The 25,414-nt window shown below is 68.2% G+C and carries 26 protein-coding genes and 1 tRNA gene; 12 read left to right on the forward strand and 15 right to left on the reverse strand.

Annotated features, from left to right (window positions below; translation table 11 throughout):
- The first annotated feature begins 2 nt into the window (after positions 1-2).
- Both AB6732_RS01125 and htpX read left to right on the forward strand, forming a co-directional pair.
- The gene (locus AB6732_RS01125; RefSeq protein ID WP_370957682.1) at positions 3-1,274 is read left to right on the forward strand and encodes an MFS transporter; all 1,272 of its coding nucleotides are present in this window, start codon (positions 3-5) and stop codon (positions 1,272-1,274) included.
- A gap of 102 nt (positions 1,275-1,376) precedes the next feature.
- The gene (gene htpX, locus AB6732_RS01130; protein WP_370957683.1) at positions 1,377-2,246 is read left to right on the forward strand and encodes a zinc metalloprotease HtpX; all 870 of its coding nucleotides are present in this window, start codon (positions 1,377-1,379) and stop codon (positions 2,244-2,246) included.
- A gap of 85 nt (positions 2,247-2,331) precedes the next feature.
- On the opposite strand, the gene efeB is transcribed toward htpX, so the two are convergent.
- The 4 genes from efeB to AB6732_RS01150 form a co-directional block, all read right to left on the reverse strand.
- Positions 2,332-3,687 carry an iron uptake transporter deferrochelatase/peroxidase subunit gene (gene efeB, locus AB6732_RS01135; protein WP_370957684.1) on the reverse strand — a complete coding sequence of 452 codons (1,356 nt, stop codon included), beginning with the start codon at positions 3,685-3,687 and terminating at the stop codon, positions 2,332-2,334.
- 2 nt (positions 3,688-3,689) lie between these two features.
- Entirely contained in the window at positions 3,690-4,862 is a 1,173-nt protein-coding gene (gene efeO / locus AB6732_RS01140) for an iron uptake system protein EfeO (protein ID WP_370957685.1), read from the reverse strand.
- 31 nt (positions 4,863-4,893) lie between these two features.
- The gene (efeU, locus tag AB6732_RS01145; RefSeq protein WP_370957686.1) at positions 4,894-5,811 is read right to left on the reverse strand and encodes an iron uptake transporter permease EfeU; all 918 of its coding nucleotides are present in this window, start codon (positions 5,809-5,811) and stop codon (positions 4,894-4,896) included.
- Between the two features lie 265 nt (positions 5,812-6,076).
- The gene (locus tag AB6732_RS01150) at positions 6,077-6,568 is read right to left on the reverse strand and encodes a YajQ family cyclic di-GMP-binding protein (RefSeq protein WP_066211754.1); all 492 of its coding nucleotides are present in this window, start codon (positions 6,566-6,568) and stop codon (positions 6,077-6,079) included.
- Between the two features lie 193 nt (positions 6,569-6,761).
- On the opposite strand from AB6732_RS01150, the gene AB6732_RS01155 reads away from it, so the two are divergent.
- Together AB6732_RS01155 and AB6732_RS01160 are read left to right on the forward strand one after the other, a co-directional pair.
- A complete protein-coding gene (locus tag AB6732_RS01155; protein ID WP_370957687.1) occupies positions 6,762-7,064 on the forward strand; it encodes a hypothetical protein in 303 nt (100 codons plus the stop codon).
- 116 nt (positions 7,065-7,180) lie between these two features.
- Positions 7,181-7,265 (forward strand) — tRNA-Tyr (locus tag AB6732_RS01160).
- 89 nt (positions 7,266-7,354) lie between these two features.
- Here AB6732_RS01160 and AB6732_RS01165 read toward each other — a convergent pair.
- Together AB6732_RS01165 and AB6732_RS01170 are read right to left on the reverse strand one after the other, a co-directional pair.
- Positions 7,355-7,612, reverse strand: coding sequence for a hypothetical protein (locus AB6732_RS01165; RefSeq protein WP_370957688.1), 258 nt, complete (start codon positions 7,610-7,612; stop codon positions 7,355-7,357).
- Positions 7,613-7,711: 99 nt separating this feature from the next.
- Complete coding sequence (locus AB6732_RS01170; RefSeq protein WP_370957689.1) at positions 7,712-7,921, reverse strand: hypothetical protein; 210 nt, start codon at positions 7,919-7,921, stop codon at positions 7,712-7,714.
- Positions 7,922-8,091: 170 nt separating this feature from the next.
- Here AB6732_RS01170 and AB6732_RS01175 point away from each other — a divergent pair, with 170 nt between their 5' ends.
- Complete coding sequence (locus AB6732_RS01175; protein WP_370957690.1) at positions 8,092-8,910, forward strand: class I SAM-dependent methyltransferase; 819 nt, start codon at positions 8,092-8,094, stop codon at positions 8,908-8,910.
- 4 nt (positions 8,911-8,914) lie between these two features.
- Positions 8,915-9,457 carry an acyl-CoA thioesterase gene (locus tag AB6732_RS01180; protein ID WP_370957691.1) on the forward strand — a complete coding sequence of 181 codons (543 nt, stop codon included), beginning with the start codon at positions 8,915-8,917 and terminating at the stop codon, positions 9,455-9,457.
- Positions 9,458-9,486: 29 nt separating this feature from the next.
- Here AB6732_RS01180 and AB6732_RS01185 read toward each other — a convergent pair whose 3' ends face one another.
- The 4 genes from AB6732_RS01185 to AB6732_RS01200 all read right to left on the reverse strand — a co-directional run bounded on the left by AB6732_RS01185 (position 9,487) and on the right by AB6732_RS01200 (position 12,442).
- Complete coding sequence (locus AB6732_RS01185) at positions 9,487-10,278, reverse strand: ABC transporter permease subunit (RefSeq protein WP_370957692.1); 792 nt, start codon at positions 10,276-10,278, stop codon at positions 9,487-9,489.
- Position 10,279: 1 nt separating this feature from the next.
- Positions 10,280-11,302, reverse strand: coding sequence for an ABC transporter ATP-binding protein (locus AB6732_RS01190; RefSeq protein WP_370957693.1), 1,023 nt, complete (start codon positions 11,300-11,302; stop codon positions 10,280-10,282).
- 1 nt (position 11,303) lies between these two features.
- Positions 11,304-11,960, reverse strand: coding sequence for a TetR family transcriptional regulator (locus tag AB6732_RS01195; protein ID WP_287899851.1), 657 nt, complete (start codon positions 11,958-11,960; stop codon positions 11,304-11,306).
- Positions 11,961-12,103: 143 nt separating this feature from the next.
- Positions 12,104-12,442 carry a hypothetical protein gene (locus AB6732_RS01200; RefSeq protein WP_370957694.1) on the reverse strand — a complete coding sequence of 113 codons (339 nt, stop codon included), beginning with the start codon at positions 12,440-12,442 and terminating at the stop codon, positions 12,104-12,106.
- A 181-nt stretch (positions 12,443-12,623) separates the two neighbouring features.
- Between AB6732_RS01200 and AB6732_RS01205 the strand changes: the two genes are divergently transcribed.
- From AB6732_RS01205 to AB6732_RS01215, 3 genes are all read left to right on the forward strand, one after another.
- The gene (locus tag AB6732_RS01205) at positions 12,624-13,010 is read left to right on the forward strand and encodes a co-chaperone YbbN (RefSeq protein WP_107004346.1); all 387 of its coding nucleotides are present in this window, start codon (positions 12,624-12,626) and stop codon (positions 13,008-13,010) included.
- A gap of 100 nt (positions 13,011-13,110) precedes the next feature.
- A complete protein-coding gene (locus tag AB6732_RS01210; protein ID WP_370957695.1) occupies positions 13,111-13,740 on the forward strand; it encodes a rhomboid family intramembrane serine protease in 630 nt (209 codons plus the stop codon).
- A 10-nt stretch (positions 13,741-13,750) separates the two neighbouring features.
- Positions 13,751-15,436 carry an AMP-binding protein gene (locus AB6732_RS01215; protein WP_370957696.1) on the forward strand — a complete coding sequence of 562 codons (1,686 nt, stop codon included), beginning with the start codon at positions 13,751-13,753 and terminating at the stop codon, positions 15,434-15,436.
- 114 nt (positions 15,437-15,550) lie between these two features.
- Here the strand turns inward: AB6732_RS01215 and AB6732_RS01220 are convergent, their stop codons facing one another.
- The 3 genes from AB6732_RS01220 to AB6732_RS01230 form a co-directional block, all read right to left on the reverse strand.
- Positions 15,551-15,973 (reverse strand): hypothetical protein, encoded by a 423-nt coding sequence (locus tag AB6732_RS01220; protein WP_370957697.1) that lies wholly within the window; start codon positions 15,971-15,973, stop codon positions 15,551-15,553.
- Positions 15,970-17,439 carry a C2 family cysteine protease gene (locus tag AB6732_RS01225; RefSeq protein ID WP_370957698.1) on the reverse strand — a complete coding sequence of 490 codons (1,470 nt, stop codon included), beginning with the start codon at positions 17,437-17,439 and terminating at the stop codon, positions 15,970-15,972. Before AB6732_RS01225 ends, AB6732_RS01220 begins: the two co-directional genes overlap by 4 nt.
- A gap of 120 nt (positions 17,440-17,559) precedes the next feature.
- Entirely contained in the window at positions 17,560-18,231 is a 672-nt protein-coding gene (locus AB6732_RS01230; protein WP_370957699.1) for an NADPH-dependent F420 reductase, read from the reverse strand.
- Positions 18,232-18,313: 82 nt separating this feature from the next.
- Here AB6732_RS01230 and AB6732_RS01235 point away from each other — a divergent pair, with 82 nt between their 5' ends.
- The 3 genes from AB6732_RS01235 to AB6732_RS01245 all read left to right on the forward strand — a co-directional run bounded on the left by AB6732_RS01235 (position 18,314) and on the right by AB6732_RS01245 (position 20,298).
- On the forward strand, positions 18,314-18,814 hold the full coding sequence (locus tag AB6732_RS01235; RefSeq protein ID WP_370957700.1) for a MarR family winged helix-turn-helix transcriptional regulator: 501 nt from the start codon (positions 18,314-18,316) through the stop codon (positions 18,812-18,814).
- On the forward strand, positions 18,811-19,941 hold the full coding sequence (locus AB6732_RS01240; RefSeq protein WP_370957701.1) for an NAD(P)-binding domain-containing protein: 1,131 nt from the start codon (positions 18,811-18,813) through the stop codon (positions 19,939-19,941). The genes AB6732_RS01235 and AB6732_RS01240 overlap by 4 nt, the downstream gene beginning before the upstream one ends.
- Before the next feature lie 63 nt (positions 19,942-20,004).
- Positions 20,005-20,298 (forward strand): DUF1905 domain-containing protein, encoded by a 294-nt coding sequence (locus tag AB6732_RS01245; RefSeq protein WP_307497862.1) that lies wholly within the window; start codon positions 20,005-20,007, stop codon positions 20,296-20,298.
- A 20-nt stretch (positions 20,299-20,318) separates the two neighbouring features.
- Here AB6732_RS01245 and AB6732_RS01250 read toward each other — a convergent pair whose 3' ends face one another.
- Complete coding sequence (locus AB6732_RS01250; RefSeq protein ID WP_370957702.1) at positions 20,319-21,326, reverse strand: DNA-3-methyladenine glycosylase; 1,008 nt, start codon at positions 21,324-21,326, stop codon at positions 20,319-20,321.
- A gap of 85 nt (positions 21,327-21,411) precedes the next feature.
- Positions 21,412-25,401 (reverse strand): error-prone DNA polymerase, encoded by a 3,990-nt coding sequence (locus AB6732_RS01255; protein ID WP_370957703.1) that lies wholly within the window; start codon positions 25,399-25,401, stop codon positions 21,412-21,414.
- Positions 25,402-25,414: the final 13 nt, after the last annotated feature.

The following is a 25,414-nucleotide window of genomic DNA, read 5'->3' on the forward strand; positions in this document are numbered from 1 at the left end:
CGGTGCGGAGATTCCTGGCTGACCTGACGCCCCTGCGGGAGAGTCCCGCGTTCAAGCGCCTCTGGATCGGGACCGCCGTCTCCAACGCCGGAAGTCAGCTCACCGTGGTGGCGCTCAGCCTTGAGGTCTACAAGATCACCCAGGAGAGCTCCTATGTGGGGCTGCTGAGCGTGTTCGCCCTGGTTCCGCTCGTGATCGCCGGGCTGTTCGGCGGGTCGGTCGCGGACGTGTATGACCGCCGATCCGTCGCGATCGTCGCCTCAGCGGCCCTCTGGCTGAGCGCGCTGGGGCTGGCCGTGCAGGCCTGGCTCCACCTGGAGAACGTCTGGCTGCTGTTCGCGCTCGCGGCCGTGCAGAGCGCCGCGCTCGGCATCAACGCCCCGGCGCGCTCCGCCATGATCCCGCTGCTGGTGCGGCCCGAGCTGCTCGCGTCCGCGAACGCCCTCAACATGATCACCTTCGGGCTCTCGACCATGGTGGGGCCTCTCCTCGGCGGCTTCCTCGTGGCGTCGCTCGGATTCGAATGGACCTACACCCTCGACGCGATCAGCTACTTCGTCGTCATGTGGGCCCTGTTGCGGCTGCCCGCCATGCCGCCTGAGGGAGCGCCCCGGAGGGTCGGTGTGGCGAGCGTGCTGGAGGGTTTCCGCTTCCTCGGCACCCGACCCAATGTGCGCATGACCTTCATCCTGGACCTCATCGCGATGATCACGTGCCAGCCCCGGGCGCTGCTCCCGGCCATCGGCGCCGTGATGCTCGGCGGCGGGGAGACCACGGTGGGCATCCTCCTCGCGGCCTTCGCGCTGGGCGCCTTGCTGGCGGGTCTGTTCAGCGGTCCCCTCAACCACGTGCGGAAACAAGGGGTCGCGGTGGTCTTCTCCATCATGGCGTGGGGAGCGAGCCTCGGAGCCTTCGGTCTCATGGTCGTCCTGGCCGGCGACGGCGGCCGCCAGGGCGTCACGGTCTGGTTGCTGCCCGCGGCGCTCTGCTGCGCCGCGGCCGGGGTCGCGGACTCCATCAGCGCCGTCTTCCGCAGCACGATCCTTCAGGCAGCCACGCCGGATGAGTTCCGGGGCCGGCTCCAGGGCGTCTTCATCGTGGTGGTGGCCGGCGGGCCGAGGCTCGGCGACATGCTGGCCGGCGGAGCCACCACCTGGTTCCGTGAAGGCTGGGTCCTCCTGATCGGTGGGCTGGTGTGCATCCTGATCACGTGGGCGGTGTCCCGGGCGCAGAGCGGATTCCTGGCCTACGACGCGCGGAACCCGGTGCCCTGAGTGCACGTTGGACAGGGAGACGCTGGAGAATCGACTGGAGTCTGGAACAGAACAGCCGCCCACCCGGACGCATCCGGGGCTTTCGAGAGTGAGGAGCCACCCGTGCACCAACATCACAACGGCCTGAAGACCGCAGCGCTCTTCGGAGTGCTCTGGGCGGTGCTGCTGGGGCTCGGTGCGCTGATCGGGTTCTGGACGCGCAGTGCCGCCCCGATCTGGATCATGGCGCTGATCGGCGTGGCCACCACCTTCTACAGCTACTGGAACAGCGACAAGATCGCGATCCGCTCCATGCAGGCCGTGGAGATCCCCGAAGCTCAGGCTCCCGAGCTGTACCGCGTGGTGCGGGAGCTGTCCCAGACCGCGGGGCAGCCCATGCCGCGGATCTACATCTCGCCCACCATGACGCCCAACGCCTTCGCCACCGGCCGTAATCCGCAGCACGCCGCGGTCTGTGTCACCCACGGCATCGTGCAGCTGCTGAACGACCGCGAGTTGCGGGGCGTGCTGGGTCATGAGCTCATGCACGTCTACAACCGCGACATCCTGACGTCCTCAGTCGCCGCCGCCGTGGCCGGCGTCATCACCTCGGTGGCACAGTTCATGATGTTCTTCGGCGGCGGCAGCCGCGACGGCGAACGGAACATGAACCCGCTCGCCGCGATCGCGATGGCGCTCCTGGCGCCCTTCGCAGCGTCCCTGATCCAGATGGCGATCTCGCGGACCCGGGAGTACGACGCCGACGAGGACGGCGCGAAGCTCACGGGCGACCCGCTGGCGCTCGCCTCGGCCCTGAGTAAGATCGAGCGCGGCGTCAGTCAATACCCCTTGCCGGCGGAGCAGACGCTCGTGAACACCTCGCACCTCATGATCGCCAACCCGTTCCGCGGCGCCAACGTGGCCAAGCTCTTCGCCACGCACCCGCCGATGAAGGAGCGCATCGCCCGTCTGGAGCGCATGGCGGGCCGCTGAACCCTTCGCCGTCTCGCGAGAAGCCAGTTGAGCACAGTCCCGGACTCAGGGACTGTGCTCAACTGGCTCCTCGCGGCGGTGAATCCTAGGAGAACAGCCCCTGGCCCACGTATTCGCCCGGCTTGACCCCTGGCGGCACGGCGAACAGCCCGGAACCGGTGTGCTTGAGGTACTCGACGCTCAGCCGGTCGCTGGACGCCAAGCGGTTCTGCATGGGCACGAACTGCGTGCGGGGATCCCTGACGAAAGCGATGAAGAACAGACCCGCGTCCAGCCGGCCCAGTGAGTCGTTGCCGTCCGTGAAGTTGAAGCCGCGGCGCAGCATCTTCACACCCTTGTTCGTGGCCGCGTGTGCCAGCCTGACGTGGGAATCCATGGCGATCAGGGGTGCGTCGCCACGCCCCTTGGCCTCGAAGTTCGGCTCCGTGAACTCCTGGCCGCCGGAGAGCGGGGCGCCGGTGGACTTGGTCCGTCCGATCACGGCCTCCTGCTCGCCGAGCGATGTCCGGTCCCAGACTTCGATGTGCATGCGGATCCGACGGGCCACGAGGTAGCTGCCGCCCGCCATCCACTGTTCGCCGGGCTTGCCGCCCGGGGCCACCCAGACGTGCTCGGACAGCTGCTCGGGTTCCTCCGCCTTGAGGTTGGCGGTGCCGTCTTTGAAGCCGAAGAGGTTGCGGGGCGTCTGCTGACTGGTGGATGTGGAGGACGTCCGGCCGAATCCCAGCTGGGACCAGCGCAGCCGGGCCCGGCCGAAGGCGATGCGGGACAGGTTGCGGATCGCGTGGACGGCCACCTGCGGGTCATCGGCGCACGCCTGGATGACCAGATCCCCGCCCGTGCGCTGCGGTTCCAGCTGATCGCCCGGGAAGTGGGGGAGCTCGATGAGCGCCTCCGGAAGGCGGCCGGACAGACCGAAGCGGGGCGCGCCGTCGTCGGTCACGAAGAAGGAGCGTCCGAAACCGAAGGTGATGGTCAGGTTCGACGCGGAGAGGCCCATGGCCTCACCGGTGTCCGACGGCGGTGCTTCGTAATCGCCGCCCACGGCGCCGCCTTCACCGGCCTCACGCCCGGCGGCCATCGCCTCCGCGGCGGCGGTCCAGTCTTTCAGGAGGCCGATGACGTCGTCGCGGCTCGTGGCGGTGACGTCGAAGGCGGCGATGTGCAGGCGGTCCTGCACCGGCGTCACGATCCCGGCCTGATGCTCGCCATGGAAGGGCACGACGGCGGATGCCGCGGGCTGCGCGTCGGCGCCGGACGGGCGCGTGACGGCGTAGCTCGCGGCGGCTCCGATGGCCCCCGCGCCGACCAGCGACGCGGTGGTGAGGAGCCCACGCCTGCTGACCCGCGGGCCGGAGGACGACGGAACGCCCGCCGTCTCCTGGGAGGTGGTCTCCTGGGAGGTGGCGGGCGGGACCGGGGTGCTGTCCTGCTCGGGCATGATCAGAGGACCACCGCGGCGGTCAGCTGGCCGAGCGGCTCGCCGAGGGCGTCCACCAGGGCGGCGAGCTGCTTGACCTGGTCGGGGGTCAGCTCGTTGTAGTACTTGAAGCCGTCGCCCACCTTGTACTTGTCCAGCTCGGTCTGCAGGGCCGCGAACCGCTGGTCCAGGGTTTTGGCCAGTTCGGGCTTCTTCAGGGCCACCACGGGACGGAGGTTCTGGTAGGCGATGCGCGCGCCGTCGACGTTGGCCTGGAAGTCCCAGAGGTCGGTGTGGGACCAGATCTCCTCTTCGCCGGTCACCTTGCCGGTGGCGACCTCGTCCAGGAGCTCCTTGGCGCCGTTGCCGAGCTTGTCCGGGGTCAGGGTCAGCGTGCGGGTCCGCTCGAACAGTGTCTGAGTGTCCGCGACGAGCTTCTGGGACAGCTTCTGGCGTTCGGCCGCGGTCAGCGCGGTGTAGCCCTTCGGCGGGAAGAGGTCCTTCTCGGCCTTGTGCCAGCCGGTCCACTGCTGACCCTTCTCCAGATCGGCCTCACGGAGGTCGAGGCTGGGGTCCAGGTCGCCGAACGACTCGGCCACGGGCTCGATGCGCTCCCAGTGCATGCGCACCGAGGCGTAGAGGCTGCGGGCCTTCGCGGCGTCACCGGAGGCATAGGCGGCGGCGAAGGCCTTGGTGCCGGTGAGCAGCTGCTCGGTCTGGTCCTTGACGTAGGAGACGTACTGCTTGGTGGCGGTGTCCAGGAGTGCCTTGGTGTCCGAGTCCACGGAGGCGGTGGTGCCGGAGGCCTCGACGGTGAAGGCCGAACGGATGCCCTCGCCCTGCATGCCGGGCTTGCAGGCGGTGAGGTACTTGCCCTCGGGAGCGGTCACCACGAGCTTGCGGGACAGGCCGGGGCCGATGTTCTCGACTTCACCGACGATCCGCAGGCCGTCCTCGGCCAGAAGGTAGAACTCGGTGACCTGCTGGCCGTCGTTCTTCACATCGAAGGTCAGGTGGCCGCTCTTCGCCGTGACGGTGCTGAGCTTGCACTCCTTGTCCGTGCTGCTCACGGAGATCGGACCGTCCGTGGCGCCGGCGGCCGGCTTGGCGTTGTCCGTGCAAGCGGTCAGCGCCAGAGGAGCGACGACGGCGAGGACCGCGAGGGAGCTGAAGGCGCGGCGAGGAGAAGCGGGCATGACTGTCCTTGGAGAGTTCGTGAAGGAGGGTTCAGGAGACCGGGGCGGCCGTGCGGGAGACGACCGTTGCGGCCTCCGCGGGGATGCTCTGCGCGGCGTTCCGCGAAGGAGCGGCGCGACGCGCGGCAGCGGCCTTGCGGGCGGCCTGCGAGCGGCGGTAGTTGCGCAGGTAGAAGTAGAGCGTCGGGACCACGTAGGCCCACCAGACGATCGCCTCCAGCCAGGTGGTGGCCGGGGAGAAGTTGAAGGTGCCCTTGAGGAGCGTGCCGTACCAGGAGTCCGGCGGGATCGCGCCGGAGACGTCGAACGCGAGGTTGTGGAGGCCCGGGAGCAGGCCGGCTTCCTGAAGGTCGTGGATGCCGTAGGAGAGCACGCCGCCGGCCACCAGGATCAGGAAGATGCCGGTGATGGTGAAGAACTTGCCGAGGTTGATCTTGAGGACCCCGCGGTGCAGCAGGTAGCCGAGCAGGACCGCGACGGCCAGGCCGAGGACCGCGCCCAGCAGCGGGACGGTGCTTTCGCCGGTCGCCTGTGCGGCGGCCCAGAGGAACAGCGCGGTCTCGAGGCCCTCGCGGCCCACGGAGAGGGCGCCGACCAGGATGATGCCCCAGGCGGCACCCGTGGCCGCGGCATCGATCTTGCCGTGCAGTTCGGTGCCCAGGGTCCGGGCGGTGCGCGCCATCCAGAAGACCATCCAGGTCACCATGCCGACGGCGACGATCGAGAGCGATCCGCCGATCGCCTCCTGCGCCTCGAACGTCAGGCCACGCGGGCCGAAGGTGAGGAGCGCGCCGAACGCGATGGAGATGGAGACGGCGGCGCCGATCCCGATCCAGAGTTTCGGCAGGAGGTGGGAGCGTCCGCTCTTGACCAGATAGGCCATGAGGATCACGACGACGAGGGTCGCTTCGAGGCCTTCGCGCAGACCGATCAGGAAGTTCCCGAGCATGCTGGATTCCTTGCTGTGTATGGGGTGCAGCGCGGCCCGGGGAGGGGTGCGCCGAGCAGAACATTACTCTCTCGGCTGAATTATGCAAACTTTATGTTGGCTATTGAAGTCAGGTGAGGGTGGCCTGCCTCCGCTCGCGAGACGCCACTTCAGCACAGTGCGAAGGTTCGGCATTGTGCTGAACTGGCGTCTCGCGAAGAGAAACGACGACGGCGGGCGCCTCCCGTGTGGGGAGGCGCCCGCCGTCGTAGGTATGGGGTGCTGGCTAGCTGCGGAAGTTCACGAACTGGAGGTCGACGTCCTCGAAGTTCTTGAGCAGTGCCATGGTGGCCTGCAGGTCATCGCGGGACTTGGAGGTCACGCGCAGCTCGTCGCCCTGGATCTGGGACTTGACGGACTTGGGGGCCTCGTCACGGATGAGCTTGTTGATCTTCTTGGCGATGTCCTGCTCGATGCCTTCCTTGATGGAGGCTTCGATGCGGTACTCCTTGCCGGACGGGAAGGGCTCGCCGGCGTCGAGGGACTTGAGGGAGATGCCGCGCTTGATGAGCTTGGATTCGAAGACGTCCAGGACGGCCTTGACGCGGTCCTCGGAGTTGGCCTTCATGAGGATCTTCTCGCCGCTGAAGTCGATCTCGGCGCCGACGCCCTTGAAGTCGTAGCGCTGGGCGATCTCCTTCTGGGACTGGTTGAGGGCGTTGGCAACCTCTTGCTTGTCTACCTTGCTGACAACGTCGAACGTGGACTCGCCGGCCATGATTCTCCTTAGGCGGTGGGTGGTTTCTTCCTACGAGTTTAAGGCCTGACGCCGCGGAACGCGCGGGGAGGCGGGCTTGTGGCTCACAGTTCACTCTCAGCTGATCTCTGGGCGGAACTCATCCGGGCCGGGGAGAGTTGCCTCAGTAGGAACTCCACGGGGGTTCCCGGAATGAACGAAGGCAGGAGAAGTCATGGCGGCGGAACCCAAGAAGTATGCGGTCCCGGCCTCGGCCGGCAAGCAGGGCAGCCGGACGGCCAGCGTGATCAAGGGTGCATCGGCCGCGCTCGCATCCGCAGCGGTGGTGGCCGCGTCCGTGGCCTTCGCCCCGCAGGCCGCGCCCCAGGCCCGGGTGAATGGCATCCACGAGGATCTGCAGCGCGCGGTGCAGCTCAAGCAGCTCACGCCCGAGCAGGCCGCGCGTTTCGAGGAGCGTATGAGCCGCACGATCCTGGGGTCCGGCGAAGGGTCCAGCGGGGACGAAGACCAGGCCTGATCCGCCGTCCGAAGGGCCTGACGAGGCCCGATTCGATTCTGCGGAGAATCTTCTGTAAAGTTGTCTTGCTTCCACTCGCCGGAAACGACGGATGGAAGTGCTTCTACGTGAAGCTCGGCAGATTACCCGAGCGGCCAAAGGGGGCTGACTGTAAATCAGCTGGCACTGCCTACGGGGGTTCGAATCCCTCATCTGCCACCACGGAAAGGCCCGGAACCACATGGTTCCGGGCCTTTCGTGTTTGCTGGGGCGGTTTGTGGGCGGTCTGTGCCGGCTGAGCCCGCCCCCGCTCAGGAACGGCCGAAGCGATCCCTATGGAGATCGTCGATGGATCTGAGCCCCCGATAGACGCCCACCAGAATCATCATGAATCCTAGGAAAGTGATCGCTCCGGCGGCGACCAGCAGAATGGTGGCCAAGCCGAGCGCGTCGAACGGTGCGGCACCCATCCGACCGGTGGTGGCGAGGAATGAGACCACTCCGGAACCGATGGTTCCGATGAAGATCAGAATGACGCCGCTGAGAAACGCAGAACTCGATCCGCGCATGACGATACCCCCAAGGTCCTGGTGCAGTGAGTGACGGCAGAAGCCTATCCGGATCTCAGCACACAGCGGCCTTGTGACTCTGAATTGCTCTGTGAGGGCTCAGTTCTCCAGTGCGTAGCCGTCCAGGTGGTGGACCAGGCGGCGGCCCAGGCCGCCGTCGAGCTGGATCCAGAGGGTGGTGCGGTCGTGCGTCATGCCGTCGACGTGGCCGACGATGCGATCGCCTCGGTGGTCCGAGAGGGCGATCGGCTGGCCCGACGGGATTTCGGGCCAGAGGTGGTTGATCTCGGTGGTGCCCAGTGCACTCACGGCAGTCTCCTTTGCTGCTTGTTCTCTTCGTAATGCCCTTATTTTCCAGGAGTTGAATGAATGGCGGGTGAACATCCGCCGTGAATTACCCCCAGGTCGCCTTCGCTTTTCGTCCACATGAGATGCGCTGTTCCTTGTGCCGGGTCGTCGGATCGCCGAGCATGAATCCCATGAACACCCCGACCCTGGACACCGATTCCCTGGTGCTCCGTCTGCGCACCGCCGGCTGCGTCTTCGCCGAGGAGGAAGCCGCCATCCTGGAGGAGAGTGCGCTGGACGAGGCGCATCTCCTGCGCCTGTGTGAGCGGCGGGAACAGGGCGAGCCGCTGGAGCAGCTCGTCGGCTGGGTGGATTTCGGCGGTCTGCGGCTTTCCGTGGGGCCCGGCGTCTTCATCCCTCGGCAGCGGACCCTGTTCCTGGCCAGGCTGACGCTCGCTGCCGCCAGGGAATACCCGTCACCCGTGGTGCTGGAGGCTTTCGCCGGGGCGGCGCCGGTGGCCGCCTGGGTGGCGCACCACCTTCCCGGGGCGACGATTCATGCGAGCGACGCCGACGCCGTCGCGCTGGCACATGCGGAGCGGAACCTCGGTTCCGGGGCCGCGGTGTCGCGGGGGACGGTGCTTTCCGCGGTGCCGCCGCGATTCCTCGGCGCGGTGGACGTCCTGGCAGCCGTCCCGCCCTATGTTCCAGAGGCGGAGGCCGCGTTCATGTCCCGGGAGTCCCGCGAACATGAACCTGGCGCGGCCGTCTACGCCGGAGCGGATGGGCTCGACTTCGTCCGGGCCGTGATCACCGAGGCGGGTCCGTGGCTCAGTCCGTCGGGGCGGATTCTGCTGGAGATGAACCGTGAACAGCTCGCCCCAGCGGCCGCTCATGCGGAGGAAGCCGGCTTTGCCGTGGAGCGATTCGTCGCAGAGGACGGCCATACCGGCGTGCTGCGTCTGTCCCGGCCCGGGTCTTCCCCACTAAGTTACCGACAAGTAACATAAGGGCATGCACCTCATCTTCCGGACCCTCTGGCTGCTGTTCGCCTCGCGTCGCCGTTCACCGTTGAGCATCTGGGACACGTCCAGTCTGCCGATGCGTGCCCTGCCGACGGACGTGGACATCGCGGTCCACATCAACAACGGCATGTACTTCTCCCTCATGGATCTGGGCCGTTTCGACCTCATGGTCCGTGCCGGAGTGTGGGAGCGCATGCGCAGGAAGGGGTGGAGCCCCGTGGTCTCCGCCCAGACCATCAGCTACCGCAAGTCGGTCAAGCTGTGGCAGCGCTACACGATCGAATCCCGCATCATCGGCCTTGACGCCAAAGCCATCTACTTCGAGCAGCGCATGGTCGCCAATGGCGAGATCTACGCCCGGGCCTACATGGCCACGCGGCTGGTCCACCGGGGGCGTCCGGTGAGCAATGACGAGATCATCGCAGAGGTCGGCCCGGTGCCCGAGGACCTGGTGCTCCCCGATTGGATCCACGAGTGGCGTTCCGAGGTCGCGCTGCCGGGGTCGCGCACGCCCGGGCCGCATGAGTGGTGACTGACCGCGCGGCCCGGTGAAGGTGCGGCTCAGCGGCCGACGTCGCGGGTGCGCAGGACGAGCGCGGCCAGCGCCATCAGTGCGATCGTCCCGCCCCACATCCCGGCGCAGGCGCCCCAGTCGACACCCTGACTGAACGGGTCGGAGCCGAAGAACCAGTGGTACGGCGAGAAGTCCAGCAGCCACTTCGCGGAGTCGCTCTGTTTGCCCACCGCGTTGAAGACGTAGCCGAGCACCGCGACGGCTGCACCGAGGATGAGCCCGTGGACGCGGCGTCCCCGCAGTGCTCCGCCGAGCAGGGCGGCCGCGGCACTCAGCGCCAGAAGACCGGCGTAGCCGAGGGCCGCGCCCGCGACCTTGCCCAGGTCGAGGTTCAGCTGCGACGGGCCGTTGAGCACCGCCACCGCGCAGTACATGACCAGCACCAGGAACAGCAGCCGCGCCAGGATCGCCAGCGCACGCCCTGCCACGAGCTGCACCCGCGTCACACCATGAGCGAGGGTGAGTTCCAGCAGCCCGGACTCCTCGTCACCGCCGACCGCCGACGCGCCCCAGGCGATCGTGGCCATGCTGAGCAGCAGGAAGCCGAGGAGTCCGAACAGGGTCGACTGGGTGTACCCCGGGCCGCTGCCGAGCTGGTCGTAGTTCAGAGTGCGGACCAGCTGGGCCGGCAGCGATTTCAACAGCTGCTGCATCTGTCCGTTGCCCACCATGGAGGGGAACAGGGGCAGGTAGAGCGCCGCCGCGGCCACCAGGCCCACAGCCCAGGCGAGCGTCGCCCGCCAGCTGTCCACCACGCCGCGCGTGAAGATCGCGAACATCTCAGGACTCCTTCCGGGCGTGCCGTTCATGGCGGCCGCCCCGTCGTTCCGCCTCCGCGGGATGCGCGGAGCCTGGATGGGTGCCGTACAGGGTGAGCACCGCCTGCTCCAGGTCGGGCTCTTCCAGCACGACGTCGGTGACCGGCAGGGCGGCGAGCGCCGCGAGCAGGGGGCGGACGCCGTCGTGCACGCTCGCCTCCAGTCGTCCGTCCGGGAGGGTGGTCAGGCCGTCGACGCCGGGGACGCCGCGCAGGCGTTCGAGAGCGTCCTCACGCTGCTGGTCGCCGTCTTCAAGCCGGACCCGCAGGGTGCGCACCGCGGTCGCCCGCAGCTCCTCGACGCTCGCGTCCGCGACGATCGTTCCTGCCCGTAGGATCGCCACCCGGTCCGCGCTCTGCTGCAGTTCGCTCAGCACGTGAGAACTGAGCAGGACGGAGCGGCCGTCCGCACGGACTTCGGCGATCATCGACAGGAATTCCTGCTGGAGCAGGGGGTCCAGCCCGCTGGTGGGTTCGTCCAGGATGAGGAGCTCGGGGTCGTGCATGAAGGCCTGGATGAGCCCGAGCTTCTGCTTGTTGCCCTTGGACAGCTCGCGGACCTGCTTGTCCAGCGGGACGTTGAGCCGTTCGGCCAGTTCCTCGATCCGGCCGTGGCGCACCGGGCCGCTCAGCCGGGCGAAGTGCTGGAGGAGCTTGCGGCCCGTGACCCGGGATTCCAGGATCAGTTCGCCCGGAAGGTAGCCGATGCGGCGGCGCAGCTCGGGGCCGGCGTGCCGCGGGTCCTCGCCGAGCACCCGGAGCGTCCCGCTGCTGGGCCGGATGATGTCCACCAGACACCGGAGCGTGGTGGTCTTGCCGGCGCCGTTCGGCCCGATCAAGCCGAGGACGGAACCCGGCGGCAGCTCGAAGCTGAGCCCGTGGAGCACCTCGTTCCGGGCGAAGGACTTGTGCAGGGATTCGACGCTGATGCTGGCTGGGCTGACGCCGGCTGAGACGACGCCGGGTGAACTGGTGCTGGACGACATGTCAGGCCTCCTGAGGTTCGTCGTGGTCCGGGGAGGTGGCCTCCCGGTAGGCCGTGAGGAAGGCGTCCGTGGTGTAGAAGCCGTGGGTGTAGAGCTCCAGGCCCGGTCCTCCGATGCGCTGCATGACGCTCTGCCAGTCGCCTTCCACTCCCAGGGCCTTCGCCGCGATCGGGCCGAAGGCGAGTGAGCCGACGCTGGTGAGGGCGGTGAGGACGGCGACTCCGCGGATGTCGGTGAAGGGCCGGACGGTCCCGTCCTCGATGCCGCTGCGGATCACCGACTCGCTCAGCTCCACCAGGTGCTGGAACAGCGAGGCGCTCGTGGCAGTGCCTTCCAGCAGAGCCTGACGGAGGTAGTCCATCTCCAGGGTGTAGCCCTCCGGATTGCGGTTGAACTCCGCCATGAGGTGTTTGAGCCCGCCGGGCCGCATCTTGCTGCTCGCCCGTTCGGTGGTCACGCCGAGAACCTGCTCGTCACAGGCTTCGCGCAGCCCGGCGGCCGAGCCGAAATGGTGGATGAGCAGGCCGGGGCTGACCCCGGCCTCCGTCGCGATGGCACGCAGGCTCGTCTTCGCGAATCCATCGCGGGCGTAGAGCCTGATGGCGGTGTCGCGGATCCGGGCCTTGGTGGTGAGGTCGTCCTGTGGTGCTGAACGCATGTTTAAGATACTAAACACGTGTTCAACGGAAGGGAAGAGGCGGGGTGGAGACGGCCGTGTGAATCGTCCGTAGCCCAGCTGCGCCGCCCATCAGGGCGCGCTGCCGCCCGCTCAGTCGCGCACCAGCGCAGCCGTGCCGCTTATCAGGGCGCGCTGCGCCGTGGCCGGGAGCGAAGCCGGCGGATTCCCACGCGAAGGAGGAACAGGACGACGATCACGCCCGCGAGGACCATGGACACCTCACCGTCTTGAAGTGAGAGAAAGGACGTCAGTGCGGGATGTTCTTCGCGCACCTCGGGGGAGAACTCGTACCAGTTGTTGTTACCGCGAGTCGAGGACCAGGCACGGCGCCGACCTCCCAGCTCTGCTGCCCACCACGGCCGAAGCCAGCCGTTGAGCAGCACGCCCACTGTCAGTGGGAGTACGAGGCAGATCAGGAACCCCGCCTGAGCGCGCAGCCACGCCGTGATCCTGCCGACCATCCGCCCCTCCTGTTCCGATGTCCATCCTAGGGTCGTTGGTCACCTGGCCGAGATGAACTGTCAGCGGGCGAGCGTTTGTCGTTTTCCGCGTTCCCGTCGCGGCTGCGGAACCGGTCACGCCCTCAGCGGACAGCACGCAGGCAGGGTGGCCAGGCGCCGCCCGGGTGGTTACCGTGGAGACATGGCTACCGTAGACATCACCGGAGAACAGTTCACCGAGACCATTCAGGGCAACGACATCGTGCTGGTGGACTTCTGGGCCGATTGGTGCCGACCCTGCAAGATGTTCGCCCCCAACTACGCCGCCGTCTCGGAGAAGCACCCCGACGTCTTCTTCGCCAAGGTGGACACCGAGACGGAGCAGCAGCTGTCCGCCGAAGCGGGCATCACCTCCATCCCGACACTCATGGCGTTCCGTGAGCAGGTCCTGGTCTTCTCCCAGCCCGGCGCCATGTCCGCCCCGCAGCTCGAGCAGCTCGTGGAGGCCGTCAAGGGCCTGGACATGACCGAGGTTCACGCTCAGGTCGCCAAGGCCCAGGCCGAAGCCGGCGAGACCGCCGAGGACTGAGCCCACTCTTCCGTGCCAACGGCCCGGTGAGCGCCCCCACGGGCGCCGCCGGGCCGTCGTCGTCCGCGGGACGGAAAGGGCGGCCTTCTAGACTGTCCGCATGAGCCTCATTCCCGAGCAGGACGAGCAGGAACGGCCCGGCCGGAGCCGCATCGCGACCGCGGCCGTGACCATCGGCGGGTTCGTCCTGCTGCTCTGGGCCATCGAGCTGATCGACACCGTGATGGGCCACCGGCTCGATTCTTTCGGGATCAGGCCGTGGAACCCGTCCGGGCTGAGCGGGATCCTGTTCGCGCCTCTGCTGCATCTGGGCTGGGGTCACCTGATCGCGAACACCGGCCCGCTGCTGGTCCTGGGTTTCGTGATCCTGCTGTCCGGGGTCGGGGCGTGGCTGCGCGTCACCGCCGTGGTCTGGCTGGTCGGCGGCGTGGGCACCTGGCTCACGGGCGGGCCGGGATCGCTGCACCTCGGCGCCTCCGGGCTGGTGTTCGGCTGGATCGTCTACCTCGTGCTGCGCGGCGTCTTCACCCGGAGCGTGCTCCAGATCGCGCTCGGGGTCGTCATCCTCCTCGCCTACGGGGCCGTCCTCTGGGGTGTGTTCCCCGGCCAGACCGGGATCTCCTGGCAGGGGCACTTGTTCGGCGCGATCGGCGGAGGGCTGGCGGCCCGCCTCGAAAAGCCCCGGCAGGACGGCCCCGAGGTCTGGCCGCCGACACGTGCCAGCCAGTAACGTGCCTCACATGGACTCCTACACCGCCGGGGACGCCAGCGTCCCGCTGCTGAACCGGACGATCGGCGACGACTTCGAAACCGTCGTCCAGCGTTTCCCCGAGCGGGAGGCACTCGTGGAGGCGGGACTTCCCGGCCATCCTCCGCGCCGGTGGACGTACCGCGAACTGAACGACGACGTCGACCTCCTGGCGCGTGCTCTCCTCGCCGTGGGCATCGGCGTGGGGGAGCGGGTGGGCATCTGGAGTGCCAATTGCGCCGAGTGGACCATCCTCCAGTACGCGACGGCCAAGATCGGCGCCATCCTGGTCAACGTCAATCCCGCGTACCGCACGCACGAGCTCGAATTCGTGGCCCGGCAGAACGGCATGCGGATGCTGGTCCTCGCCCCGGACGACCGGAACAGCGACTACGTGGCCATGTCCCGCGCGGCCGTCGAGCACTGTCCCGAACTGCGAGAACTCGTCTTCCTGCCCGGCAATGCCGAGACCGATCCGCAGCTGAGCCTGCGGGAGGGGGTGCCCCAGAGCCCCGGGGAGTGGAGCTGGAGCGGGCTGCTCGAGGAGGCGGCCGTCGTCGTGCCGGAAGCGCTCGCGGAGCGGATGGCGGGACTGGATCCGCACGATGCCATCAACATCCAGTACACGTCCGGCACCACGGGCTTCCCGAAGGGCGCCACCCTCACGCACCACAACATCCTCAACAACGGACACCAGATCGGCGCCCTCCTGAAGTACACCGAGGAGGACAAGGTGGTCATCCCGGTGCCGTTCTACCACTGCTTCGGCATGGTGATCGGGAATCTGAACATCTTCTCCTACGGGGGCACGGCGATCATCCCGTCGCGCTCGTTCAACCCGGCGGCCGCGCTGCGGGCGGTGCAGGAGTTCGGGGCGACGTCGCTCTATGGCGTGCCGACGATGTTCATCGCCGAGCTGGCGCTTCCCGACTTCGACTCGTACCGCCTCGAGACTCTGCGGACCGGGGTCATGGCGGGATCGCTGTGTCCCATCGAGGTGATGAAGCGCGTGATCGGGGAGATGCACATGAAGGACGTGGCCATCTGTTACGGCATGACCGAGACCTCGCCCGTCTCGACCATGACCCGCGAAGGCGACACCCTGGCGCAGCGCACCGAGTCGGTGGGCCGGACGATGCCGCACTGCGAAAGCCGCATCATCGACCCGCTGAGTGGTGAGGTGGTGCCGCGGGGCGAGATCGGTGAGCTGTGCACCCGCGGCTACGTCGTGATGAAGGGCTACTGGGATCAGCCGGACAAGTCGGCCGAGGCCATCGACGCCGAGGGCTGGATGCACACCGGGGACCTGGCCCGGATGGATCAGGACGGCTACGTGCTGGTGGAGGGCCGCATCAAGGACCTCGTGATCCGGGGCGGGGAGAACATCTATCCCCGGGAGATCGAGGAGTTCCTCTACCGGCATCCCGACGTTCAGGACGTCCAGGTGATCGGCGTCCCGGATGAGAAGTACGGCGAGGAACTCATGGCCTGCATCATTCTGAAGCCCGGGACGCCCGAGCTGACCGCGGAAGGGCTCCGTGAGTACTGCGCGGGACGCCTGGCGCATTACAAGATCCCGCGGTACCTCGAACTGCGCGAGAGCTTCCCCATGACCGTCTCCGGCAAGATCCGGAAGGTGGAGATGCGGGAGGAAGCGGTGAAGAGGATGGGGCTGTAGGGCAGGGCGCGATGGTTCCGGCGCCGTCCGGCCTGAGCGAGGCCGGGGCCGGTGCCCTGCGGCATCGCGGGCCGTGCGGGACCGGCGCGCGCTGCCGGGCGGCGTCGCCCGGCGTCAGGGGTGTTTCAGGACGTCGAAGCGGACCTCACCCTGGCAGATGGAGGTGATCCTGATCCGGTACCCCCAGAATTCCAGTTCGTCTCCGACCTTGGCTTCCTTGAAATCGAGATGCTGCCCGGGCGCGGGTTCCTCGACGTCGAAGGTGATGCTGGTGGTTGCTGGTGTGGTCGAAAGGTTCACCGTGTAGATCCCGCCGGAAGGGGTCTTCTCCGCACCTTCGGAGTGTTTCGGCAGGGCCGGAAACACCGCGTGGGCTGATTGACGGAGGGCGTACTCGCCCTGGGAGGTGCAGCTGGGGTTCTGGGCCATGGAGGTGCTGTCCTTCGGTTGAGGAGCGGGAGCGGCGGGGGACGCACAAGCCGCCGCCCCGAGGGCCAGGGTCGCGGCGAGGGCGGCCGAGGTGAGGATCCGTCTCATCCGGTGATCACCGCATTCCCGAACATGGACTCGTACTCCTCTTTGCTGATGTGCAGGGGATCCAGCTGGGGTCCCCAGGGGTTCTGCAGCACGAGTTTTCCAGAGTCGTCCACACCTGTCACGAAGAACTCGTGGCCCGCCACGTATCCATCGGGGACGCCTGGAGGAGCCTCACCCTTCGTGCCGATGATGACCGGACGTCCCGCGTCGGCGGCCTTCCAGACATCCGAGGAATCATGCGTCTCGGTCAGCTTGCCATCGGTCAGGTACTTCATGGCATCCGTGCCGTAGTTGCCTTCGATGGCGCGATAGTGACCCGGCTCGTACCGTTGATCGGCCAGCTGACCTGGATTCACCGGGTCGCTCGCGTTGTCCTCGTTGTAGACCTGGGCGAGCGCTTTCTCCACATACATCGACCAGGTGCCGCCCGAATTCCCCTTGGCGCCCTGAGGATTGCCGTTCTCATCGGCCGGGACGTCCTTGGTGACGGTGACCCAGCGTTCCTGGCCGCCGTCGTTCAGTTTCACCGAGACCGTGCCATTGCCATTGTCGGTGACATGATCGCGGGCCCAGTTCGGGTCCTGGCCGATCAGGGCGCCCAGCCCGGCCATGACGACGCAGTCGCCGTAGCCTCCCTGACGGATGTCGAGAGTGGACTGCGAGGTGGAGATGACGGGCCCCTTCGGGGTCATCCATCCCTTCGCGGCCTGGGGACCGCCGTCGGGATTGGCAGGATCGCCGGATGCGATGCCATCGGGCTGGGCCCACGGGATCTGAACCTTGATACGTTCCACCTGCTCGGGGGACGCCTTGGCGAGGAGCTGGTCCAAGACGGCCTGACGCTCGAAGGCGGTGGTGCCTCCCCAGTTGAAGACGCCCTTGCCGTCGGAGGCAAGACCGTTCCCCAGCTTCTTGAGCTCGTCATCGGACAGCGTGCCGAGGAGCTGGTTCAGTTGTGCCGGGGTCAGGCCCTCCAGGGCTTTGCGGAGGTCGTCGACGTCGGCATCGTTGCCCTTGAAGAAGTCGTCGGAGTCGGCGGCCGCATGGATCTTGTCCCGCAGTTCCTTGAGCTGGTCGTCGGAGAGGTCGGGCTTCCCGCGGTCGGGAAAGCGAGGGACCGAATGGTCCGGGCGGCCGTCAGTGACGTGGCCGGCGCCGTTTCCGGGGGCCGCCGCAGTGGTTCCCGACGGGGAGCCTGCGCGGCTGGCGGATTCCTGTTCGTCTGCATTCCGGAGGACGGCGCGTTCGGCATTTCCCAGCAGGGTGCGTGCCTCGGCCAGCGCTTTACGATGGATCGAGCCCCAGTCCGTCCTGAACTGCAAGCCGTCCGGACCGGTCCACTGCCGTGCCGCTTCGATGCTCTGGCTCAGAGTGGCGTCCAGGCGTGAGAGGGTATCGCGGGATGTCTTGATCCGTTGCCCGAGCTGCCGCAAGGCCGAGACATCGGCCCCGTAGAACGTCCCCACGCGGTTCCTCCAGAGTTTGGTGTTATTCACACTCTAGCGGCGTGGAGGGGTGAAGTGACATGGGCAGTGCTCCCCATGTGGACATGACGGCGTCCTTCCTGCCCTCCTCGAGTGGAGCGCTCAGACCGCCTCGGGATCCTCGACCAGAATGCCGGCCAGTTCGTGGAGTTCGTCTGCCTCCACGTTCGCCCCGAAGGCGGGATTCCCGGGCTCGAGGCGGGCGCCGGCGGCGAGCGGGGTCAGGACCACCGGGTCGAAGCCGAGGGCGTCGACCAGCGCGGCGACCGCGTCCAGATCCGATTCCAGGTCGCCTGCGACGGCGATCGCCTTTCGTCCGGGCGCACCGGCGGGCCGAGCGCCTTCGTCCAGGTCGTGGTAACCCATGTGGTTGAAGGCCTTCACGACACGGGACTCCGGGAGGAAATCCTGCACGATCTCGCTCGTGGACGTGGCGGGGTTCCGCAGGTCCTCGCGCAGGCCGTCCGTCTCCCACCAGTAGTTCATGGCGTCGACCACCGGCTTGCCGCGGAGTTCCTCCACCGGGAGGCTTTGGTACTTGCCCAGGGGCAGGGCGAGAACGACCAGGTCCGCCTGCCGGGCCGCCTCCTCCGGACGCACCGCGACGGCGCCCGGGGCCAGGACGGCGGTGATGAGGGAGATCTTGGCGGGGTCGCCGGAACCCGAGATCAGCACCTTGTAGCCCGCCGCGACGGCCAGGCGTGCCAGGACGGTGCCCACCTTTCCGGCGCCGAGGATGCCGAGGGTGAGGGGGTGCTCCTGCTGTGCCGTCATGGCCGGACGCCTTCCGATGGGCAAATGAATTGACATGTCAATAGTCCGCTTCTACAGTTGACGTGTCAACTCGGGAGGAATCATGGCCCACGCACAGCACCACCCCGGATCCGCCAGGGATCGCCTGCCCACGCGGGAGGAACTGCGCATCTGGCGGAACTATCTGGAGACCGCTGAGGCCCTGCAGGCACGGCTCGCGGCGCGCTTTTTGAGCGAAACCGCCCTGTCCGCGGGGGACTATCAGGTGCTCCTGGCGCTGAGCGAGGCGGAGCGGAACACCCTGCGCTCCTCTGAACTCGCGGAGCTGGTCGGCTGGGAGCGCAGCCGGCTGTCGCACCATCTGGGCCGGATGGAGAAACGTGAGCTCATCAGCAGGAACACCTGCACCGATGAGGCGCGGGGCATCGACGTGCGGGCCACGGACCAGGGCCTCGAGACCTTCCGGGCGGCCTCCGTCCCCCATCTGAAAGCGGTGCATGAGCTGTTCCTCGAAGCCTTCACGCCCGAGGAGCTCGTGGACGTCGACCGGGTGAGCCGCGCCCTGCGCCGGAACCTCGGCCTCGACCAGGGCGGACGGAAGTGAGCGGCGCCGCAGCGGGAGACGGCGTCCGGCGCGCCGCCGTCGTCGTCATCGGGGCGGGGCAGGCCGGTCTCTCCGCTGGTCACCACCTGCGGCGCAGCGGCTTCGTCAGCGCGCTCGCGGAGCCGGACGCGGAGCGCGGCTTCGTGATGCTCGACGCCGAGGAGCGGCCGGGCGGCGCGTGGCAGCACCGCTGGGCGTCGCTCACCATGGCGACCGTCAACAACATCTTCGACCTGCCCGGGCTCCGTCAGCCCGCGGTCGATCCGGGCACACCCAGCCGGACCGCCGTCCCGGAGTACTTCACCGCGTTCGAAGAGGCCGAGCATCTCCCGATCCTCCGGCCGGTCACGGTGCTTTCCGTGTCCCGGGCCGATGACGATCCGGACGGTGAGATCCTGGTCGACACGAGCGCCGGACGGTGGATCGCCCGTGCGGTGATCAACGCCAGCGGCACCTGGACCAACCCCGTGCTGCCTGACTATCCGGGGCGGGAGACGTTCCTGGGCCGACAGCTCCACACGAAGGACTACGTCTCCCTCGATGAATTCGCAGGGCACCGGGTGGCCGTGGTGGGCGGCGGGATCTCGGCCGTGCAGCAGCTGGAGGAGATCTCGCGGGTCGCCACGGTCCGTTGGTACACCCGGCGCGAACCGGTGTTCCGCGAGGCGGGATTCAGCCCGGAAGTCGAGGGGCGCGAGACCATTGAGAAGGTCACCGCCGATGCCGAGGCCGGCAACCCGACCGGCAGCATCGTCTCCTACACGCAGCTCGCCTGGACGCCTTACGCTCGGGCGGCTAAAGCTCGCGGAGCGCTGGAACGACGGCCGATGTTCACGGCCATCGAGCCCTATGGGGTGCGGGAAGCGGACGGCTCTTTCACGGGGGTGGACGTGATTCTCTGGGCCACCGGGTTCCGGCCGGCCCTGGGGCATCTGGAGCCGCTCGAGCTGCGCAATGAACGGGGTGGAATCGAGGTCCGGGGCACTCATGTGCTGGCCGAACCACGGGTGCACCTGATCGGTTTCGGACCTTCGCAGTCCACTGTCGGAGCCAACCGTGCGGGCCGGGACGCCGTGGCGGGAATCGTCCGGCTACTGGACCGCGAACGGGTCGCCGCCGGGGGCTGACTCCACTCCTCGGGAGGCGTAGCGTGGCGGGTGGGCAGGCTTTCAGCGAGGAGAGGAACCCGAATGGCCGACGCGACACAGCCGGGACCACTGGACGTGACGTTCACCGCCACGCTCGTGACGAGTCCCGCCAAAGGCGGCTGGACCTATGTGCAGATGGACGGTTCGGCGGAGTTCTTCGGAACCCGTGGGCTGGTCAGGGTCACGGGAACCGTCGACGGGGAGCCGTTCGAAAGCTCCTTCATGGCCCTCGGCGACGGCACCCACAAGCTCCCGATCAGTGCGGCGCTGCGGCGACGGAGCGGCAAGACCACGGGCGACGAGGTGACGGTCCACCTGACCGAGCGGCGGGCCTGAGGGCGTCCGGCTTCGAGGCCTCAGTGGCCTCGGTGATCCTGGATCGTCATCTTCGGTCCGAAACGCGGCGCCCGGACGCCGGCAGCGTAGAGCATCCGGACGATCCGTTGCCGCTGGCCTTCCCAGGGTGCGAGGAGACGCAGCATCCCGGCATCGTCGGTCCGTTCGCCGGTCAGCGCGAAGCCCACGAACTTGGCCAGGTGAAAATCGCCCACGGAGATGGAATCAGGGTCGGCGTGCGTGCGCTGGGTGACCTCGGCTGCGGTCCACACCCCGATGCCCGGGATGCTCTGGAGTCCCGCGGCGGCTTCGGTGGCGCTCTTCTCCGCCAGCCGTTCGAGGCCCGACGCCGAGCGCAGCGCTCGCAGGACCGTCGCCGACCGCTGGGGGCCGACCCCGGCGCGGTGCCACTCCCAGGACGGCACGCGCAGCCATTGAGCGGACGACGGCGCCACCATCAGCCCGGCGGGAGCCACCCGGCCGGAGCCCGGCGCCGGTGAGCCGAACCGGCGCACCAGATAGCGGTAGCCTCGGCGGGCCTCGAGTGTGGTGACTTTCTGCTCGAGAATCGTGGGCACGAGCGACTCGACCACCCGCCCCGTGGCAGGTGCCCGCAGGCCGGGGTTCCGGCGTCGTGCCTCTTGGACCAGAGGAGGCAGGGAGGTGTGGAAGGGGGCTGCGTCGAAGCTGGTCCAGTCGTCGGTGAGGCCGAGGAGAGCCGGCGCGGAGGCGATGGCGTGCGCCGCGCCGTCGCCCCAGGCCCGTGCCCGCAATTCGTCCCGGTGATGGGTGAGCAGGAGTGAGACGGTGCCCTCCGGGGTGCGGAATGCCATCCAGAGTCCACCCGGGTGGGGGGCGAAGGTGAGGTCGCCGTCGCCGCGTTGCAAGGGGAAGCAGGTGGCCGCGAGCGAGTAGTGTCCCGGCGCCTCCCAGACGCCTTCCGCGTCGGGCGACGCGGCGACCGGGACCGGGCGCGCAACGGCTTCCACGGCGCCGGAGGCACGGGAGACGGGAAGCACGGAGGTCACTGCAGCATCATGTCACGGGACACTGGACGCTTCCTTTCGCCGGGTCGTTTCATGGTGGTTCCTTTCATCGCCGCCGGGTGCGCGCTCACCGGAAGTCCCGCGAGGAGGTCTTGGCGCGCAGGGGGAGGGCTTCCAGCCGATCGGCCACCAGATTGATGACGCCCTCCTTGCTGCGCTCCATCAGGCCTCGCACCACCATGGCCTTGGCGGTCTGCGCGACCCGGCGATAGCGGGTCCACACCCCGACGCTGCACACCACGTTGAGGATCCCGGTCTCGTCCTCGAGATTCATGAAGGTGATGCCCTGCGCGGTCTGCGGCCGCTGGCGATGGGTCACGAGCCCCGCGACCTCGACCCTGGTGCCGTCCTCTGCGCTGCGCAGAGCCGTGATCCGCAGGACTCCACGCGCATCGAGAGGACCTCGGGCATGCCGGACCGGGTGGTCATCCGTGGCGATGCCGGTGGCCCACAGCTCATATGCCACGGCCTCCTCGTCACCCAGTTCGGGCAGGAGGGGCGGCTGGATGTACGGCTGGGTGCCGGGAAGCTGGCCCGGCCGTTCGAGCGCGGCCGCGCCTGCCTGCCAGAGGGCCTCCCGCCGGCTGAGTCCCAGGGATTCGAAGGCTCCGGCCGAGGCGAGGGCCTCCAGTTGCTCCGCCGTGAGACCGGTGCGCCGGGAGAGATCCGTCAGGCTGAGGAAGGGGCCGTTCTCTTCACGTTCGGTCACGATGCGTTCGGCAAGGTCCTTCCCGATACCCGTGACGGCGGCGATCCCGAGCCGCACGGCATGGGAACCGTCGCGTCGGTGTGACGCGCCCTCGTCCGGGGCCTCCGGATCGAAAGGACCGGGCTTGGGCTGGAAATCGTTCAGACAGGAATCGAGCCCGCCGGGTGGGGTGAAAGGTCTCCGGGTGGGACGCGTAGGTCCCGCACTGTCCTGGAGGGCGCTGTCTTGCTGGAACTCTGGGCCGGACTGAAACCCGGTGCCGGCCTGGAACCCTGTGCCTTGCCGGTGGGCGGTTGCGGGGCGTCCGGCGGCGGTGTGCCGGCCCACAGCGCGATCTGCGGTATCGCGTCCGGCTGTGTCGTGCCCGGCGTCGGTGAGTTCTTCGCCGTCCTCCGGCTCGCCGTCGTCGGGTTCCAGACAGGCTTCCGCCCGGGAGCGCAGGATGTCCGGCCTCAGTACCCGCACCCCATGGCGACGGGCATCGGCCACCAGCGTCTGCGGCGAGTAGAAGCCCATGGGCTGGGCCCGCAGGAGGGCCGCCAGGAACGCCCCGGGGTAGTGCAGCTTGAGCCAGGAACTGGCGTAGACGAGCAGTGCGAAGCTCAGAGAGTGCGATTCCGCGAAACCGAAGTTGGCGAACGCCTTGATCTGCAAATAGATGGTCTGGGCCTCCTCGGAGCTCAGCCCGTTCTCCGCCATTCCGGCGAAGAGCTTCTGCTTCAGGCTGTCGATCTTCTCAATTCCGCGTTTGGAGCCCATGGCCCGGCGCAGGAGATCGGCGTCCTCGGCACTGCACCCTCCGATCGCCATGGCCATCTGCATGAGCTGCTCCTGGAACAAGGGCACACCGAGGGTCCGTTTGAGGACCGGTTCGAGGAGAGGGTGCGGGTAGCTTTCCTCCTCTTCTCCGGAGCGGCGCCGGATGTAGGGGTGGACGGCGCCGCCCTGGATGGGGCCGGGCCGGATGAGCGCGATCTCCACCACCAGGTCGTAGAACTCCCGTGGACGCAGCCGGGGGAGGGTGCTCATCTGCGCCCGGGACTCCACCTGGAACACCCCCACGGAGTCGGCCCGGCAGAGCATGTCGTAGACGGCAGGCTCCTCCTTCGGCAGATCGGCCAGGGTCCAGCGCTCGCCGAAGTTCTCCTCCACCAGGTCGAAGCAGTACTGGAGCGCCGCGAGCATCCCGAGGCCCAGGAGGTCGAACTTGACGAGGCCCATCCACTCGCAATCGTCCTTGTCCCATTGCAGGACCGTGCGGTTCTCCATCCGCGCGTGCTCGATCGGCACCACTTCCCCCACGGGCCGTTCGGTCAGGACCATGCCGCCCGAATGGATCCCGAGGTGCCGGGGATAGCCGAGCAGCTGCTCCGCGAGGGCGAGGACGGGTTCCGGGATGACGGCGTCGTCCGATGGTCTCTCCGAGGAGGACGGGGACCCGGGCGGCCGTGACGATCGGGACGGTTTTGCCTGGCCTTCCGTGGCCTTGACCCCTGCCTCATCTCCTCCTGCCGCGGCCGGATCCGCGGATTCCCGGGCCTCCGAGAGGGCATCCCAGCGGTTCAGTTGCTTGGACCAGGCGTCCTGCTGGCCCTGGCTGTAGCCGAAGGCCTTCGCCACATCCCGCACGGCGTTCTTCGGCCGGTAGCTGATGACGTTCGCCACCTGTGCCGCATTGGCCCGTCCGTAGGTGGCGTAGACGTGCTGAATGACCTCTTCGCGCCGGTCCGAGTCGAAGTCGACGTCGATGTCCGGTTCCTCTTCCCGCAGGCTCGAAAGGAAACGCTCGAATGGCAGGCGGTACTTGATGCTGTCCACGGCCGTGATGCCGAGGAAGTAGCAGGCGGCGGAATTCGCAGCGGATCCTCGGCCTTGGCAGAGGATCCCCCGGCTCTTCGCGAATTGGGTGATCTCATGGACGATCAGGAAATAGCCCGGGAAGTCCTTCTTCTCGATCACGGCCAGCTCCTGCTCGACCCGCGCCCGCACCTCCTCCACAGGGGCGGGTCCACGCCACCCCGGCCCGGGAGTGCCATACCGGTCCGTGATGCCCTGGTCCACCAGCTCGCGCAGATACGACATGGGCGTATGGCCCGCGGGAACGTCTTGTTGCGGCAGTTTCGGGCGGGCCGATCGGAGGGAGAAGGACAGCTGATCAGCCAGCAGGACCGTGTTCTCCACCGCGCGCGGATACCGCGCGAAGCGCCGTGCCATCTCCTCCCCGCTTCTCAGGTGCGCCCCGTCGCTCGCGGGGAGCCAGCCGTCCATCTCATCGAGGCTCCGGCGTGCCCGCACCGCGGCGAGAGCCGTGGCCAACGGGTGGCGTGACGGCTCCGCGAAATGCGCGGCGTTGGTGGCGACGCAGGGCAGGCCCAGCCGGCCGGCGATCGCGGCGAGAGCGTCGTTGTGGGCGCTGTCGAGAGGATTGCCGTGATCGAAGAGTTCGACGGCGACCCCCTCCGGCCCGAAACGCTCGACGAGGCGGCGCACGGCGTGTTCGGCGGCGGCTTCCGGGCTGCGGAACCCGGCGTCCGCGCCGGCTCCTGTGAGGGCCCGTCGGACGGCCCCTTTCCGGCAGCCCGTGAGCACCACGGCGTGTCCGCGCAGCCGCACGGCGAGGTCGTCGAGGTCGAACACGGGGCGGCCCTTCTCCGCGCCGCCGGCCAGCTGAGCCTGAGTGATGGCGCCGGAGAGGCGGTGATATCCCTCTTCGCCCCGCGCCAGCACCAGGAGATGCTCTCCCTCGGGATCGGCCACTCCGTTCTGCGGGGCGCTCAGACCGAGGGACAGCTCCGCGCCGAAGACGGTCCTGAGCCCGTAGGCCTCGGCGGCCTCGGCCAGCCGCACCACTCCGTAGAAGCCGTCGTGGTCCGTGATGGCCAGGGCGTGCAGGCCCAGCTTCACGGCTTCCTCGACGAGCTCCTCCGGAGAGGAAGCGCCGTCCAGAAAGCTGTAGTGGGAATGCACATGGAGTTCGGCGTAGGGGACGGTGGACAGGGTCCGGGCCGCGCGCTGGTGGCGTCCGCTCCTCGCGTGGCCCTGCTCCGCCGTCGTGCCCTCGCCTTCGCTGGAGGGTTGCAGGTCTGCGCTGAGAGATGAGTCGCTGAAGGGTGAGCCGTTGAGGGGTGAGGCGGCGCCCGCGGCGGAGTCCACGTCGGGGGTCTCCGTGGCTGCGGCGAGCAGCTGAGGGAGAGGGATGTACGGGCCGCGTTTGTGGGACCACGCGGGGCTGTCCCCGCCGTCGCGCTCGATCGGAGCCCGCCCGGCGTCGGTGCGCTTGGCCTTCCGTTTCCCGGCACGCTGGACCTCGGTGCCGTCGAGGATGTCATGGAGCTGTTGCCATGGCATGGAGGGGTTGTTC

This window comes from Arthrobacter sp. RCC_34, assembly GCF_041360795.1.
Lineage (GTDB): Bacteria > Actinomycetota > Actinomycetes > Actinomycetales > Micrococcaceae > Arthrobacter_E.